Raw genomic sequence first — 15,593 nt, 5'->3', positions numbered from 1 at the left:
CGGCGTCGTCGGTCACGTCGGGGCAGCCTAGCCGATCGACGCCGCCGCATACCGGCCGCGATGATCGACCGGCCGGGCTCAGAGCACCCGGGGCGGGGTGTTGCCGGCGGCGAGGATGGCCCGGCGCATCGGCACGGCGGCCAGCAGCGCGAAGCCGACCACGAAGAAGATCAGCAGGGAGACCAGGCCGACCCGGTAGGACGAGGTGAGCTGGAAGACCAGGCCGAAGGCGAGCGGGCCGAGCCAGCTCGTGCCCTTGTCGCTGATCTCGTAGAAGCCGTAGTATTCGCCCTCCTTGCCGGCGGGGATGAGCTGGCTGAACAGCGACCGGCTCAGCGCCTGGCTGCCGCCGAGGACCAGGCCGATGCACCCGCCGAGGATCATGAACGGCACCGGGGCCTCGGCGGGCAACCGGAACGCCGCGATGATCACGCCGGTCCAGAGCACCAGCGACAGCAGCACGGTCTTCCAGGCGCCGATGCGCCGGGCGAGCGCGCCCAGGGCGAGCGCGCCGCCGAAGGCGAGGAACTGCACCAGCAGGATGGTCACGATCAGCGTGCTCTGCTCCAGGCGCAGTTCCTCGGTGCCGTACTGGCTGGCCAGCGTGATGACGGTCTGAATGCCGTCGTTGAAGACCAGGAAGGCGAGCAGGAAGAACAGCGTCAGCGGGTACGCCTTGATCTCGCGCAGGGTGCGCCCGAGCTGCCGGAACCCGTCGGTGAGCACGTTGCCGCCGGCCTGCAGGGCGGCGGCGGTGGGGTGTTCGCGCAGCCAGCGCAGCGGCAACAGGGTGAACGCCGCCCACCACACGCCGGCCGAGACGATCGACCAGCGGGCCAGGTCGAGGGTGCGCTGGGCGTTGCCCTCCTCGCTGAGCGCGGTGACGGCGACCAGGTTGAGCGCGAGCAGCAGCCCGCCGCCGAGGTAGCCGATGGCCCAGCCGCGGCTGGAGATGCCGTCGCGGTCGTCCGGGCCGCCGAGCTGCGGCAGGAACGAGTTGTAGACCACCACGGCGGCGCCGAAGGAGATGTTGGCGATCAGGAACAGCGCGCCGCCGAGCAGGTAGCGCTCGCCGGTGACGAACGCGAAGGCGATGGTCGCGCCGGCGCCGGTGAACGCGGCGGCGGCGAGCAGCCGCTTCTTGTGCGCCGACCGGTCGGCGATCGCGCCGACGACGGGCAGCACGAACACGGTGAGGAAGACCGACAGCGAGATCAGGTACGGGTAGTAGGAGCCGGCGGCGACGCGGATGCCCAGCGGGTGCACCACGCCGTCGCAGCGCTCGGCGCCCAGTTCGCAGCCGGCGGCCAGCTCGGCGACGGTGGTCAGGAACGGCCCGAGGAACACCGTGATGACCGTGGTCTGGAACGCGGAGTTCGCCCAGTCGTAGAAGTACCAGCCGGTGCGTTCGCGGCGGGTGCTGCCCGGCGGCGCGGGCTCGGCGACGGCGGGGGTGACCGGATCGGCCATCGGGCGGTCCTCGGGTGGCTCAGGCGGCCCAGTGGCCGCGGCTGCGGTAGACGTCGCGGAGCACGCCGACGTGATCGGTCATGATGCCATCCACACCGAGGTCAAGTAAGTGGTGCATCCGGGCGGGTTCGTCGATCGTCCAGACGTGCACCTGCAACCCGATCCGGTGGCAGTAGGCGAGGAACCGCCGGTCGACCACCGGGATCCGTCCGTAGGAGACCGGGACCTGGGCGGCGACCACGGACGGCGGCAGCCGCAGCGCGCGCCCGTGCAGCGAGGCCATCCGCAGCCGGGCCACGCCGCGCATGCCGAGGCTGGTGGCGACCTGCGGGCCGGCCAACGCGCGCAACCGGGTCAGCCGGGCGTCGCTGAACGACGCCAGCAGCACCCGGTCGGCGGCGCCGACCCGCTCGAGCGCGGCGACGGTGGGCGCGACCGCCCCGTCGGCCTTGACGTCGACGTTGAACCTGATCTGTGGCCAGGCGGCGAGGACGTCGTCGAGGCGGGGCACCACGGCGGCGCCGCCGACGCGCACCGAGGCGAGGTCGGCCCAGCGCAGCTCGGCGATGCGGCCGGCCTGGCCGGTCACCCGGCGCAGGGTGGGGTCGTGGAAGACCACCGGCACCCCGTCGGCGGTGGCGTGCACGTCGGTCTCCACGTACCGGTAGCCCAGGGCGACGGCGCGGGCGAACGCGGCGGCGGTGTTCTCGTCGCCGTCGCCCGCGCCGCCGCGGTGGGCGAAGGCCAGCGGCGCGGGCGCGTCGAGGTAGCCGTGACGGGGCTGCACGCCGGCAGTATGCCGGGCGGAAACGACCTCCGGGTGACCGGTCGGTAAACTTCCCAATCCTTACTTGTCTCCGCTAACATGCGGCACGATGGGTAACGACATGTACTCGGTGGAGCAGGTGGCGGAGCTGCTCGGGCTGCACGTGCGCACCGTGCGCGGCTACATCCGCGCCGGCCGGCTGCGCGCGACGCGGATCGGCAAGCAGTATCGGATCGCCCGCGCTGATCTCGACGCCCTCACCGGCCGACCGGGGTCGCCGCCCGGCGCGGCGGCGGAGGCGTCGAGCATCGTGGCGCTCGACGGTGTCGACCGGGCCGCCGCCGACCGGCTCGCCACGCTGGTGCTGGCCGGCGTCAACACCCACCACGACCCGGACCGTCCGCTGCGGGTGCAGACGGTCCACGACGAGGAGCGTCACCGCATGACGATCGTGATCCTGGGCGACCTGGCCGCCACCGCCGAGGTGCTACGCCTGCTCGACGCCGTGCTCGACGGCGACAACGGCCTGCTCACCGGGGAGGTCGACGGTGGCTGACGAGTTGCGCGAGCGGGCCGGCGCGACGGTGCTGATCTGCGATCCGGCCGGCCCGCCGATCGCCACCGAGGCCGACGCGCTGGACCTCATCGGCGCGGCGTTCCTCGGCGCGTCGGTGGTGGCGGTGCCCGCCGGGCGGCTCGACCCGAGCTTCTTCGCGCTGGGCACCCGCTTCGCCGGGGAGGTCATGCAGAAGTTCGCCACCTACCGGTTGCGCCTGGTGGTCGTCGGCGACATCTCCGCGCACCTGGCCGCCAGCGGCGCGCTGCGCGCGCTGGTCGCCGAGTCCAACCGGCACGACCAGGTGTGGTTCGTGCCGGACCTGGCCGCGCTCGACGAACGCCTGACGGCCGCCGGCTGACCGGCACGGCGCCGCGTTCAACCGCCGCGGTGCCGCCGGTGCGCGCGGCTGGCATCCACCGGGCGGCCCGGGTCGACGTGGCGCGGCAGGTCCGGCTCGTACGGGCGCAGCGGGGCCAGGGTGTCGGTGATCGCGTCGATGATCCGGTCGGTGGCGTGCCGCGCCGCGCCGGGCGTGCCGGGGCGCAGGTCGTGCAATGTCACCGGGGCGCCGAAGTGCACCCGGATCACCGGCCGGCGGCGCAGCGCCCGGGCCAGGCCGCGCAGCATCCCCTTCGGGGCGCGGTAGGGCAGCACCTCGTGCGAGCCCCACTGGGCGACCGGGACGACGGCTGCGCCGCTGGCGAACGCGAGCCGGGCGGTGCCGGTCTTGCCCCGCTCGGGCCACATGCCGGGGGCGAGGCCGATGCGCCCCTCGGGATAGACCAGCACCACCGAGCCGCCGGACACCGCGGCGGCGGCGATCTCCAGCGAGCGGTGCACGCCGGTGGTGCCGCGGTCGACGCGGATGTGCCCGGCGCGTCGCATCAGCGCCCCGATCACCGGGGCGCGGAACAGCCCGCCGGTGGCCATGATCCGGGGGGCGATCCGCCGGGCGCGGCAGGCAGTGGCGAGCACCACCGGGTCGAACGGGCTGATGTGGTTGGCGGCCAGGATCAGCGGCCCGCGGCGCAGGTCCGCCGGCACGTCGCCGGTGACCTCGAGGCGGCCGACCAGCCCGACGACGGCGCGGGCGAGCGTCTGCGCGCCGCGCCACAGCAGCGGCGCGCGCCAGGGGGAGGTGTCCATCAGTGGTGGATGGTAGATCCCGGGGGCCGGGACGGGCCCTGCGGCAGGTGATCAGGGTCATTGGTCCCGGGTCGGTTCGGGTCGTGCGACCCTCACGTTTTCTCTACGACGACGAGTAGTATTTACTACGTTTCGTAGTATGAAGGCTGGGGGTTTCAGGTGGACGCGTTGGACGTCGCCCGCTGGCAGTTCGGTGTCACCACCGTCTACCACTTCTTGTTCGTGCCGCTGACCATCGGCCTGTCCGTGCTGGTCGCCATCCTGCAGACGATGTGGCACCGCACCGGCAACGAGCGCTATCTCAAACTCACCAAGTTCTACGGCAAACTATTCTTGATCAACTTCGCGATGGGCGTGGTCACCGGCATCGTGCAGGAGTTCCAGTTCGGCATGAACTGGAGCGACTACTCCCGCTTCGTCGGCGACATCTTCGGCGCGCCCCTGGCCATCGAGGCCCTGGTGGCGTTCTTCCTGGAGTCCACGTTCATCGGCCTGTGGATCTTCGGCTGGGACCGGTTGCCCAAGCGGCTGCACCTGACCGCGATCTGGGCCGCCGCCATCGGCACCAACCTGTCGGCCTACTTCATCCTCGCCGCGAACTCGTTCATGCAGAACCCGGTCGGCTTCCGGATCAACCCCGACAGCGGCCGGGCCGAGCTGACCGACTTCGTCGCCGTGCTCACCAACAAGGTCGCCCTGGTCACCTTCCCGCACACCCTCGCCGGGTCGTTCCTGGTCGCCGGCTCCCTCGTGGTCACCGTCGGGCTGTGGCACGTGATGCGCAACCGCGGCAGCGCCGACACCGGCGCCTACCGCTTCGCCACGAAGTTCGGCTCCTGGGTGGTCCTGGTCTCCTCGGCCCTGGTGGTCCTCACCGGCGACATCCAGGGCAAGATCATGACCGAGGTGCAGCCGATGAAGATGGCCGCCGCCGAGGGCCTCTACACCACCGAGAGCCCCGCCTCGTTCTCCGTGCTCACCGTCGGCAGCCTCGACGGCAGCCGCGAGATCTTCGCCCTCAAGATCCCCTACCTGCTGTCGTTCCTCGGCACCGGCGACCCCAACGGCACCGTACAGGGCATCAACGACCTACAGGCCCAGTACGCCAGCCAGTACGGCCCCGGCAACTACGCCCCGATCATCCCGGTCACCTACTGGAGCTTCCGCTTCATGATCGGCTTCGGGCTGGCCGCCGCCGCGATCGCCCTGCTGGTGCTCCTCAGCCAGCGCAACGGCCGCACCCCCACCAGCCGCTGGCTGCTGCGCGCCGGCCTGGTCATGCCGGTGCTGCCGCTGCTGGCCAACTCCTTCGGCTGGATCTTCACCGAGATGGGCCGCCAGCCGTGGATCGTCTTCGGCGAGATGCTCACCCGCAACGGCGTGTCCCGCAGCGTCTCCCTGACCGAGGTGCTCACCTCCTTCACCGCCTTCACCCTCATCTACGCCACCCTCGCGGTGATCGAGTTCAAGCTGCTGGTCCGCTACGCCCGCGCCGGCGTACCCGACCTCACCCCCGAGCCCGCCGACGACGACACCGACGACGCCGAGCGCCCGCTCGCGTTCGCCTACTGACCGAAAGAGCCGACCGTGGAACTGACGACCGTCTGGTTTCTCCTCGTCGCCGTGCTGTTCACCGGCTACTTCATCCTCGAAGGCTTCGACTTCGGCGTCGGGATGCTGCTGCCCGTGCTCGGCCGCGACGACCGGCAACGCCGCGTCCTGATCAACACCATCGGCCCGGTGTGGGACGGCAACGAGGTGTGGCTGATCACCGCTGGCGGCGCCATGTTCGCCGCGTTCCCCGAGTGGTACGCCACCCTGTTCTCCGGCTTCTACCTGCCGCTGCTGCTCATCCTGCTCGCCCTGATCGCCCGCGGCGTGGCCTTCGAATACCGGCACAAGCGCACCGAGGCGTCCTGGAAACGCCGCTGGGACGCCGCCATCTTCTGGGGCTCAGCCATCCCGGCCGTGCTGTGGGGCGTCGCCTTCGCCAACATCTTCCGCGGCGTGCCGCTGGATGCCGACCACGAGTACGTCGGCGGCCTGCTCGACCTGCTGCACCCGTACGCGCTGCTCGGCGGCCTGACCACGCTGGGACTGTTCCTCACCCACGGCGCGGTGTTCCTCGCCCTCAAGACCACCGGCGACATCCGCGAACGCGCCGGCGCCCTCGCGGTCAAGCTCGGCGCCGGCACCGCCGTGGCCGCGGTGACGTTCCTCGGCTGGTCGCTGACCATCCGCGCCAGCGCCGCCGCCGTCGTGCTCGCCGCCGGCGCCGCCCTCGCCCTGCTCGGCGGCCTCGCCGCGGCGAAGGTACGCCGGGAGGGCTGGGCGTTCACCGGCACCGCGGCGGCCATCGCCCTGGCCGTGGCCACCCTGTTCGCCGCGCTGTTCCCGAACGTGCTGCCGTCCACCCTCGACGCGGCCGGCACGCTGACGGCCACCAACGCCGCGTCCACCCCCTACACCCTGAAGATCATGACCTGGGTGGCGGTGGTGTTCACCCCGATCGTGCTCGCCTACCAAGGCTGGACCTACTGGGTTTTCCGCCGCCGGATCGGGGTACAGAACATTCCGCAACACTGATGGACCTGTGGGCGCAGGGGTGCGCGGGGCCGGTGCGAGGGGGTCGCACCGGCCCCGCGGGGCGTCCGGGCCCGCTCAGCGCGCCTCGCGCAGCTCCGCCAGCCGCGCCTCGATCTCGGCCAGCTCGGCGCGCAGCTTCTGCGCCTGCTGCTCCGCCTCGGCCCGCTCCGCGGCCAGGATCTGCTCCACCGCCTCCTGCACCCCGGGCACGTCCACCAGCGCCACCATCCGCAGCGCCTCGGCCGGCTTCACCACGTACGGCCGGGCCAACGCCTTCGTGCCCTGCTGCGCGGCGACCGTCCACTCACCCTCGGCGTAGGCCAGCGTCACCGTCAGCCCCGCCGGGCCCTTCGGCTTCGCCGCCTTCACCGCCCGCTTCGCCGGCTTCGGCTCCGCCGGCTGCTGCGCCTTCGGCTCCTCCCGCCGCGGCGCCGGCACCCGCGGCGCGTCCAGCACGAACTCCGGCTCCGGCGCGGCCGGCTGCTGCTGCGCCGGCGGCTCCGGCTTCGCCTCGGCGGCCGGCCGCCGCCCGGCGCCGCGCGGCGCGACCGCCACGTCGGCGGGGGAGAAGGGCAACTCGTCGCGGCCGAACCGCACCACCACGAACTCCTCCGACACCGCCGGGTCGGTCAACTCCACCACCTGCCCGAGCTGCCCGGCCATCTGCCCGGCCGCCTCGGTGAACACCACCCGCGGCTTACGGCCCGCCGCCAACGACTCACGGATCTGCTGGACCTCGTCAGTGGACAAACCCTGCACCGCCATCACGCCACGCCCTCTTCCGTACACCTGTTTGATTGCCGCCTTGATACCAGGCCGGCACGACAACGCGACGATCAACCCCCGAGCGCGCGCAACGCCGCGTCGGCGTGCTCGTTCATGCTCAGCTCGCTGTGCACCACGGCCAGCACCCGCCGGTCCGCGCCGATCACGAACGTCATCCGCCGGGTGCTCAACGCGCCCAGCGGCAGCCGCCGCCGCACCCCGAACGCGCCGGCCACCGTGCCGTCGACGTCCGACAACAACGGGTAGTCGAAGTCGTGCCGGCGGGCGAACTCCGCCTGCCGGTGCACCGGATCCCGGCTGATCCCCACCCGGGCCGCGCCCAGCGCCGCGAACTGCGCCGCCAGGTCCCGGAAGTGGCAGCTCTCCGCCGTGCAACCCCTCGTCATCGCCGCCGGGTAGAAGAACAGCACCACCGGACCGGCGGCCAGGAACTCCGACAGCCGCCGGGGCGTACCCGTCTGGTCCGGCAGCGTGAAATCCTCGACCAGGTCACCGACACCCCACGCGTTACTCATGCCACGAGGATAGGTAGACATCGGCGATCCGGCTCCGACGTACCCGACGAGCGGCGAGGAAGCACCGCCGCACGACGCGAAGGAACGACAGTGAAGTACGTGATCATGATCCACTCGAACCCGGAGCCGTGGGGCCACCCCACCGCCGACTACCTGGCCGCCCACCAGGAGTTGCCCGCCGAGGTACGCGACCGGCTCCACGCCGACTTCGAGCAGGTGATGACCGAACTGCACGCCAACGGCGAACTGATCGGCGGCGAGGCGCTCGGCGCCCCGTCCGCCGCCCGCCTGTACCGGTGGCGCGACGGCACACCGCTGGTCAGCGACGGCCCCTACTCCGAAACCAAGGAACACCTCGCCGGTTTCTTCCTCATCGACGTCGAGGACCCGGCCCGCGCGCACGCCGTCGCCGCGAAGTTCGCCGGCCCGGGGGAGACCGTCGAGCTGCGCCCCCTGATGTGGCCCGGCGGCGGCGATCAGTAACCACCAGCCCCCCGACCTCGCGGACGTGTGGCGTCGGGAAGCACCACACGTCCGCGCCGCGCTGCTGCGCCGCTGGGGCCACCTCGACGCCTGCGACGACGCCGTGCAGGAGGCGGCCGAGGCGGCCGTGACCCGCTGGCCCGTCACCGGCGTCCCCGACGACCCGCGGGCGTGGCTCGTCCGGGTCGCCTCCCGACGGCTGATCGACCAGCTGCGCGCCGACTCGGCCCGCGCCCGACGTGAGAGCCTCGACGCCGCGCGCCGGCCGGACGCCGCCGTCGACCAGACCCCCACCAACCGCGCCGACGACACGCTGCGGCTGCTGTTCCTCTGCTGCCACCCGGCGCTGAGCAGACCCTCGCAGGTGGCGCTGACCCTGCGCGCCGTGGCGGGACTACGGGTGGAACAGATCGCCGCGGCCCACCTGGTCCCGGCCCGCACCATGACCCAACGCCTCCACCGGGCCCGCACCGCCCTACGCCGGGCCGGCGCACGGTTCACCCTGCCGTCACCACCGGAGCTGCCCGCCCGAGTGGCCGCCGTGCTGGACGTGTGCCACCTGGTCTTCACCGAGGGCTACACCCGCACCTCCGGGACGACCCTCCTCGACGTGGAACTCGCCGAGGAGGCGATCCGGCTCACCCGCCAGGTCCACGCCGCGCTACCCGACCACCACGAGGCGACCGGAGCGCTGGCGCTGATGCTGCTCACCCACGCCCGCTCACCCGCCCGCACCGACGCCGCCGGCGACCTGGTGCCGCTGGCCGAGCAGGACCGCACACGCTGGCGCCACGACCTCATCGACGAAGGCGTCACCCTGCTCGGGCAGGCCCTGCCCCACGGACCGGTGGGCCGCTACCAACTCCAGGCCGCCATCGCCGCCGTGCACGCCGAGGCCCCGACCTTCCCGGCCACCGACTGGCGGCAGATCAGCATCCTCTACGACATGCTCAGCCGGGTCGCCCCCAGCCCGTTCGTCACCCTCAACCAAGCCGTCGCCGTGGCCATGGCACACGGCCCGTCGCTCGGACTGGCTTTGCTCGACCCGCTGCTCACCGACCCGGCGATGCTGCGCCACCACCGGCTGCACGCCGTGCGCGCCCACCTGCTGGAACGCACCGGCGACCCGGACGCCGCCGCCCACTACCGCCGCGCCGCCGCGCTGACCGCGAGCCTGCCCGAACAGCGCTACCTCAACCGGCGGCTCACCGGACGGTGACCGCCGTGCTCACGCCCACACCGCCGCCACCTCGCCGGCCACCGCCCCGGCCTGCGCGAACCCGGCCCGCGCCGACGCCGCCCGCCGCGTCGGATCCAGCACGTTACGCCCGATCGCCGCCCGCGCCGCCCGGTCCGGCACCACCACCGCTACCCGCGCCCCCGCCGACCGCAACGCCGCCACCTGCGCCGACAACCGCGGCATCGGCCCGACCGCGGCGCTCGTCGGCGCCAGCACCACCACCCGCCCGGCCCCGGCGGCCAGGTCCGCGTTCACCGGCGAGCGCACCCCACCGTCGACGTAACGCCGCCCACCCACCGTCACCGGCGGCCACACCCCCGGCACCGCACAACTCGCCCCCACCGCGTCGACCAGCGACACCCCACTGCCGGCGTCGAACACCACGAACTCACCCGAGGCCGCATCCACCGCGGTGACCAACAGCCGCCGCGCCGGCCACACCGCCGACGGCAGCCGCGCCGCGATCACCGCTCGCCGCGACGCCTCCGACGGGGTACGCGCCGACAACGCCAACGCACCCACCCGCGCCCGGGCCCGCGCCGCGTCCCGACCCCGCCCACCGGCCCACGCCCACCGCGCCAACACCCCCAGGCCCAACCGCGCGGGCACCTCGTCGCCCGGCGGGCGCAACTGCGCCGCGTACCACCGCGCCAGCGGCACACCGGAGCACACCTGCGCCCCGACCACCGACCCCGCCGACGTGCCCACCACCAGGTCCACCCCGGCCACCCCCACACCCCGCTCGGCCAACCCGGCCAGCAACCCCAACTCCCAGGCCACCCCGGTCACCCCGCCGCCACCCAGCACCAACGCCCGCTCCATGTGACCGTCCTCTCCGCCCCGCTGGTCCCGCCCACGGTAACGTCGCCCCCACCAGCGGGGCAGGGGAGCGCACATTGACCTGGGTCACCATCGTCACCGGGGGAGGGCGCGGCATCGGCGCGGCCACCACCCGCCGGCTCGCCGCCGACGGCCACGACCTGGTCATCGGCTACCGCACCGACCACGACGCCGCGGCGGCCGTCGCCGCCGGCGTGCGCGCCGCCGGCCGCCGCGCCGTCACCGTCGCCGCCGACACGGGCGACCCCGCGCAGGTCCACCGGCTCTTCGCCGCCGCCGAACTCCTCGGCCCGCTCACCGGCCTGGTGAACAACGCCGGCGTCACCAGCCCGATCGGCCCCTTCACCGACCTGCGCGCCGAGGACCTGCGCGAGGTCGTCGACGTCAACCTCGTCGGCTACGTCCTGTGCGCCCAGCAGGCCGCCGCCCGGATGACCCGCGGCGGCGCGATCGTCAACGTCTCCTCCGCCGCCGCGACCCTCGGCAGCCCCGGCGAATACATCCACTACGCCGCCGTCAAGGCCGCCACCGACACCCTCACCGTCGGCCTGGCCAAGGAACTCGCGCCACGCGGCATCCGGGTCAACGCGGTGGCCCCCGGCATCATCCGCACCGATATCCACGCCCGCTCCGGCGTGCCGGACCGCCCCGACACCGCCGCCGGCCGCATCCCGCTGGGCCGCGCCGGCGAACCCGACGAGGTCGCCGGCGCCATCTCGTACCTGCTCGGCCCCGACGCCTCCTACACCACCGGCGCGGTCCTGCGCGTGGCCGGCGGCCTGTAGCAACGCCCGCCGCGCCCGCCACCCTCAGTTGGCGAACAACTCCGCCGCGACGAGCAGCGTCTGCGCCACGCCGAAGCCAGCGTCGTAACCGGAATCGAAGAACGACAGCAACTGCCGGGACAGGGGAGAGGCCACCAGCACGCCGATCGCCGCCCGCCCGATGCCGAAGTACGCGATCAAGGAGTTCTGGTGGACGCTCGTCGCACCGACCTGCCCGATGCGACGATGGGCCGGTGAAGATCCTGTCCATCCAGTCCTCGGTCGCCTACGGCCACGTCGGCAACTCCGCCGCCGTGTTCCCGCTGCAACGCCTGCGGCACGAGGTGTGGCCGGTGCTGACAGTGCACTTCTCCAACCACACCGGCTACGGTGCCTGGCGCGGCCCTCTGCTCACCCCCACCGACGTCGCCGACGTCATCGCCGGCATCGCCGACCGCGGCGTGCTCGGCACCGCCGACGCCGTGCTCTCCGGCTACCAGGGCGACCCCGCCGTCGGCGCCGTCATCCTCGACGCCGTCGCCCAGGTCAAGGCCGCCAACCCCGCCGCCCGCTACTGCTGCGACCCGGTCATGGGCGACGTCGGACGCGGCATGTTCGTCCGCCCCGGCATCCCCGAACACCTCCGCGACACCGTCGTCCCGCGCGCCGACATCGTCACCCCCAACCAGTTCGAACTGGAATTCCTCGCCGGCCGCCGCACCGACACCCTCGACGACCTGCTCACCGCCATCGACACCGTGCGGGCCACCGGCCCCGAACACGTCCTGGTCACCAGCGTCCTGCACGCCGACCTGCCCGAGGGCCACCTGGAGGTCGTCGCCGCCGGCGCCGCCGGCGCCTGGGCCGTCACCACCCCGCTGCTGCCGATCAGCCCCAACGGCGGCGGCGACGTCACCGCCGCCCTCTACCTGGCCCACCTCGCCACCACCGGCTCACCCCGCACCGCGCTGGAACGCACCACCAACTCGATCTTCGCGGTCCTCGAAGCGACCCTCGCCGCCGGCACCCGCGAACTGCAACTCGTCGCCGCCCAGGACGCCATCGCCGACCCGCCCACCCGCTTCACCGCCCGCCGGCTACGCTGACCGACCCCCGTCGCGCGAACACGGGCCCACCAGCGAAGATGCACAAGTGCAACCCGACGACCCGGCGTTCGCCCAACGCCTGCGCGACCTCACCCGGCTGCGCCGCGTCCGCGACCGCATCGACCGCGAGTACGCCCAACCCCTCGACGTCGAAGCACTCGCCCGCGGCGAACACATGTCCGCCGGCCACCTCAGCCGCCAGTTCCGCCAGACCTACGGCGAGTCCCCGTACGCGTACCTCATGACCCGCCGCATCGAACGCGCCATGGCCCTGCTGCGCCGCGGCGACCTCACCGTCACCGACGTCTGCTTCACCGTCGGCTGCCAGTCCCTGGGCACCTTCAGCACCCGCTTCACCGAACTCGTCGGCGAACCACCCAGCGCCTACCGCGCCCGCCACGCCCCCGGCACCGCCGAACCACCGACCTGCCTCACCAAACAGGCCGCCCGACCGATCAGGAATCGAGAAGCCCGACCCGGACCACCCCCACTACCGTGACCACCATGACGACCACCATCCACTACGCCTTCCTGCCCCACACCGACGCCGACGCCGCCCTCGCCTTCTACCGCGACACCCTCGGCTTCGACCTGCGCAACGACGTCGGCCAGGGCAACACCATGCGCTGGCTCACCGTCGGCCCACCCGAGCAGCCCGACACCGGCATCGTCCTGCACCCCCCGGCCGTCGACCCCGGCATCACCGACGACGAACGGCGCACCATCCTCGAACTCATCGCCAAGGGCAGCTACGGCGCCCTCACCCTCGCCACCGACGACCTCGACGCCCTGTTCGACCGCCTGCAGGCCGGCGGCGCCGACGTCGTCCAGGAACCCGCCGAACAGCCCTACGGCGTCCGCGACTGCGCCTTCCGCGACCCCACCGGCAACCTCATCCGCATCAACGAACGACGCTGAACCCCAGGACGGAGACTCATGACCACGGCACCCGCCGACCGCCACGACGTCATCCGCGTTCACGGCGCCCGCGAGAACAACCTGCGCGACGTCGACGTCGAGCTGCCCAAACGCCGCCTCACCGTGTTCACCGGCGTCTCCGGCTCCGGCAAGAGCTCCCTGGTCTTCGGCACCATCGCCGCCGAGTCGCAACGCCTCATCAACGAGACCTACAGCGCCTTCGTCCAGGGCTTCATGCCCACCCTGTCCCGACCCGAGGTCGACATCCTCGAAGGGCTCACCACCGCCATCATCGTCGACCAGGAACGCATGGGCGCCGACCCACGCTCCACCGTCGGCACCGCCACCGACGCCAACGCCATGCTGCGCATCCTCTTCAGCCGCCTCGGCCGACCGGCCATCGGCCCACCCAACGCCTACTCCTTCAACGTCCCCTCCGTCCGCGCCACCGGCGCCGTCACCGTCGACCGCGGCCCCGACAGGACCCGGGCCAAGAAGGCCACCTTCACCCGCCTCGGCGGCATGTGCCCCCGCTGCGAGGGCCGCGGCACCGTCAACGACATCGACCTCACCGTCCTCTACGACGCCGACCGCAGCCTCAACGAAGGCGCCATCACCATCCCCGGCTACAGCATGGACGGCTGGTACGGCCGCATCTTCCGCGCCAGCGGCCTGTTCGACCCGGACAAGCCCATCCGCGACTACACCAAGCGCGAACTGCACGACCTCCTCCACAAGGAACCCACCAAGATCAAGGTCGAGGGCATCAACGTCACCTACACCGGCCTCGTCCCCGCCATCGGCAAGTCCATGCTCGCCAAGGACGTCGACGCCATGCAGCCGCACATCCGCGCCTTCGTCGAACGAGCCGTCACGTTCACCACCTGCCCCGACTGCGCCGGCACCCGCCTGAGCCCCGAAGCCCGCTCCTCGAAGATCAACGGCATCAACATCGCCGACGCCTGCGCCATGCAGATCAGCGACCTCGCCACCTGGGTCCGCGACCTGCACGAACCCTCCGTCGGCCCGCTGCTCACCGCGCTGGGGGACACCCTCGACTCCTTCGTCGAGATCGGCCTCGGCTACCTCAGCCTCGACCGCCCCGCCGGCACCCTCTCCGGCGGCGAGGCCCAACGCACCAAGATGATCCGCCACCTCGGCTCGTCGCTCACCGACGTCACCTACGTCTTCGACGAACCCACCATCGGCCTGCACCCGCACGACATCGCCCGGATGAACAACCTCCTGCTGCGCCTGCGCGACAAGGGCAACACCGTCCTGGTCGTCGAACACAAACCGGAAACCATCGCCATCGCCGACCACGTCGTCGACCTCGGCCCCGGCGCCGGCACCGACGGCGGCACCATCTGCTACCAGGGCACCGTCGACGGCCTGCGCGCCAGCGACACCACCACCGGCAGCCACCTCGACGACCGCGCCGCCCTCAAGGGCACCCTGCGCACACCCGCCGGCGCCCTGCCCATCCGCGGCGCCCGCACCCACAACCTGCGCGACGTCGACGTCGACATCCCCCTCGGCGTCCTGGTCGTCGTCACCGGCGTCGCCGGCTCCGGCAAGAGCTCCCTCATCCACGGCTCCCTGGCCCGGCGCGACGACGTCGTCAGCGTCGACCAGAGCGCCATCCGCGGTTCCCGGCGCAGCAACCCGGCCACCTACACCGGCCTGCTCGACCCCATCCGCAAAGCCTTCGCCAGAGCCAACGGCGTCAAACCGGCCCTGTTCAGCGCCAACTCCGAGGGCGCGTGCCCCACCTGCAACGGCGCCGGCGTCATCTACACCGACCTGGGCATCATGGCCGGCGTCGCCAGCACCTGCGAGGACTGCGAGGGCAAGCGGTTCCAGGCCGCCGTACTCGACTACCACCTCGGCGGCCACGACATCAGCGAGGTCCTCGCCATGCCGGTCAGCGAGGCGGAGAAGTTCTTCGGCGCCGGCGACGCCCGCACCCCGGCCGCCCACGCGATCCTCGACCGCCTCGCCGACGTCGGACTCGGTTACCTCACCCTCGGTCAACCACTGACCACGCTGTCCGGAGGGGAGCGGCAGCGGCTCAAGCTCGCCACCCGGATGGGGGACAAGGGCGGCGTCTACGTCCTGGACGAGCCGACCACCGGCCTGCACCTGGCCGACGTCGCCCAACTGCTCGGCCTGCTGGACCGGCTCGTCGACGCCGGCAAGTCCGTGATCGTCATCGAACACCACCAGGCGGTCATGGCGCACGCCGACTGGATCATCGACCTCGGTCCGGGCGCCGGCCACGACGGCGGCCGGATCGTCTTCGAGGGCACCCCGGCCGACCTGGTGGCCGCCCGCGCCACGGTCACCGGCGAGCACCTCGCCGCATACGTCGGAGCCTGACTCCGGCGCCCCGATCCACCCTTCCTGGTTCGATT

General features: G+C 72.6%; 18 protein-coding genes. 11 read left to right on the top strand and 7 right to left on the bottom strand.

Features of this window, described 5'->3' with window-relative positions:
* Window positions 1-78: 78 nt before the first annotated feature.
* Window positions 79-1,470 (bottom strand): MFS transporter, encoded by a 1,392-nt coding sequence (locus tag AB0H28_RS23565; protein ID WP_358043970.1) that lies wholly within the window; start codon window positions 1,468-1,470, stop codon window positions 79-81.
* Between the two features lie 19 nt (window positions 1,471-1,489).
* A complete protein-coding gene (locus AB0H28_RS23560) occupies window positions 1,490-2,257 on the bottom strand; it encodes a glycerophosphodiester phosphodiesterase (RefSeq protein WP_358043967.1) in 768 nt (255 codons plus the stop codon).
* Window positions 2,258-2,345: 88 nt separating this feature from the next.
* Between AB0H28_RS23560 and AB0H28_RS23555 the strand changes: the two genes are divergently transcribed.
* Together AB0H28_RS23555 and AB0H28_RS23550 are read left to right on the top strand one after the other, a co-directional pair.
* A complete protein-coding gene (locus tag AB0H28_RS23555) occupies window positions 2,346-2,792 on the top strand; it encodes a helix-turn-helix domain-containing protein (protein WP_358043965.1) in 447 nt (148 codons plus the stop codon).
* On the top strand, window positions 2,785-3,153 hold the full coding sequence (locus AB0H28_RS23550; protein ID WP_358043962.1) for a DUF4180 domain-containing protein: 369 nt from the start codon (window positions 2,785-2,787) through the stop codon (window positions 3,151-3,153). The genes AB0H28_RS23555 and AB0H28_RS23550 overlap by 8 nt, the downstream gene beginning before the upstream one ends.
* A gap of 17 nt (window positions 3,154-3,170) precedes the next feature.
* On the opposite strand, the gene AB0H28_RS23545 is transcribed toward AB0H28_RS23550, so the two are convergent.
* Complete coding sequence (locus AB0H28_RS23545) at window positions 3,171-3,941, bottom strand: lysophospholipid acyltransferase family protein (RefSeq protein WP_358043959.1); 771 nt, start codon at window positions 3,939-3,941, stop codon at window positions 3,171-3,173.
* Window positions 3,942-4,100: 159 nt separating this feature from the next.
* Here AB0H28_RS23545 and AB0H28_RS23540 point away from each other — a divergent pair, with 159 nt between their 5' ends.
* Together AB0H28_RS23540 and cydB are read left to right on the top strand one after the other, a co-directional pair.
* Entirely contained in the window at window positions 4,101-5,513 is a 1,413-nt protein-coding gene (locus AB0H28_RS23540) for a cytochrome ubiquinol oxidase subunit I (protein ID WP_358043956.1), read from the top strand.
* Window positions 5,514-5,528: 15 nt separating this feature from the next.
* A complete protein-coding gene (gene cydB / locus AB0H28_RS23535; protein WP_358043953.1) occupies window positions 5,529-6,527 on the top strand; it encodes a cytochrome d ubiquinol oxidase subunit II in 999 nt (332 codons plus the stop codon).
* Window positions 6,528-6,602: 75 nt separating this feature from the next.
* Here cydB and AB0H28_RS23530 read toward each other — a convergent pair whose 3' ends face one another.
* Together AB0H28_RS23530 and AB0H28_RS23525 are read right to left on the bottom strand one after the other, a co-directional pair.
* Complete coding sequence (locus tag AB0H28_RS23530; RefSeq protein WP_358043950.1) at window positions 6,603-7,292, bottom strand: hypothetical protein; 690 nt, start codon at window positions 7,290-7,292, stop codon at window positions 6,603-6,605.
* Window positions 7,293-7,363: 71 nt separating this feature from the next.
* Entirely contained in the window at window positions 7,364-7,828 is a 465-nt protein-coding gene (locus AB0H28_RS23525; RefSeq protein ID WP_358043947.1) for a peroxiredoxin, read from the bottom strand.
* Between the two features lie 90 nt (window positions 7,829-7,918).
* Here AB0H28_RS23525 and AB0H28_RS23520 point away from each other — a divergent pair, with 90 nt between their 5' ends.
* Window positions 7,919-8,311 carry a YciI family protein gene (locus AB0H28_RS23520; RefSeq protein WP_358043944.1) on the top strand — a complete coding sequence of 131 codons (393 nt, stop codon included), beginning with the start codon at window positions 7,919-7,921 and terminating at the stop codon, window positions 8,309-8,311.
* Between the two features lie 25 nt (window positions 8,312-8,336).
* A complete protein-coding gene (locus AB0H28_RS23515) occupies window positions 8,337-9,530 on the top strand; it encodes a sigma-70 family RNA polymerase sigma factor (RefSeq protein WP_358043941.1) in 1,194 nt (397 codons plus the stop codon).
* Window positions 9,531-9,539: 9 nt separating this feature from the next.
* Here AB0H28_RS23515 and AB0H28_RS23510 read toward each other — a convergent pair whose 3' ends face one another.
* Window positions 9,540-10,373 carry a patatin-like phospholipase family protein gene (locus tag AB0H28_RS23510; protein WP_358043938.1) on the bottom strand — a complete coding sequence of 278 codons (834 nt, stop codon included), beginning with the start codon at window positions 10,371-10,373 and terminating at the stop codon, window positions 9,540-9,542.
* 74 nt (window positions 10,374-10,447) lie between these two features.
* Between AB0H28_RS23510 and AB0H28_RS23505 the strand changes: the two genes are divergently transcribed.
* On the top strand, window positions 10,448-11,176 hold the full coding sequence (locus AB0H28_RS23505; protein WP_358043935.1) for an SDR family oxidoreductase: 729 nt from the start codon (window positions 10,448-10,450) through the stop codon (window positions 11,174-11,176).
* A gap of 24 nt (window positions 11,177-11,200) precedes the next feature.
* Here AB0H28_RS23505 and AB0H28_RS23500 read toward each other — a convergent pair whose 3' ends face one another.
* Entirely contained in the window at window positions 11,201-11,356 is a 156-nt protein-coding gene (locus AB0H28_RS23500) for a hypothetical protein (protein ID WP_358043933.1), read from the bottom strand.
* 53 nt (window positions 11,357-11,409) lie between these two features.
* Between AB0H28_RS23500 and pdxY the strand changes: the two genes are divergently transcribed.
* From pdxY to AB0H28_RS23480, 4 genes are read left to right on the top strand one after another with little or no spacing between them, the layout of a single operon-like run.
* Window positions 11,410-12,261, top strand: a complete 852-nt coding sequence (pdxY, locus tag AB0H28_RS23495; RefSeq protein ID WP_358043930.1) for a pyridoxal kinase PdxY — start codon at window positions 11,410-11,412, stop codon at window positions 12,259-12,261.
* A gap of 46 nt (window positions 12,262-12,307) precedes the next feature.
* The gene (locus AB0H28_RS23490) at window positions 12,308-12,760 is read left to right on the top strand and encodes a helix-turn-helix transcriptional regulator (protein WP_358043927.1); all 453 of its coding nucleotides are present in this window, start codon (window positions 12,308-12,310) and stop codon (window positions 12,758-12,760) included.
* Window positions 12,761-12,765: 5 nt separating this feature from the next.
* Entirely contained in the window at window positions 12,766-13,179 is a 414-nt protein-coding gene (locus AB0H28_RS23485; RefSeq protein ID WP_358043924.1) for a VOC family protein, read from the top strand.
* Between the two features lie 18 nt (window positions 13,180-13,197).
* Window positions 13,198-15,558, top strand: a complete 2,361-nt coding sequence (locus AB0H28_RS23480; protein ID WP_358043921.1) for an excinuclease ABC subunit UvrA — start codon at window positions 13,198-13,200, stop codon at window positions 15,556-15,558.
* Window positions 15,559-15,593: the final 35 nt, after the last annotated feature.

The sequence above is a fragment of the Micromonospora sp. NPDC050980 genome (assembly GCF_040653835.1).
Classification (GTDB): Bacteria; Actinomycetota; Actinomycetes; order Mycobacteriales; family Micromonosporaceae; genus Micromonospora.
Note: the sequence above shows the minus strand (reverse complement) of the source record. Positions and strands in the feature narration are given on the sequence as shown.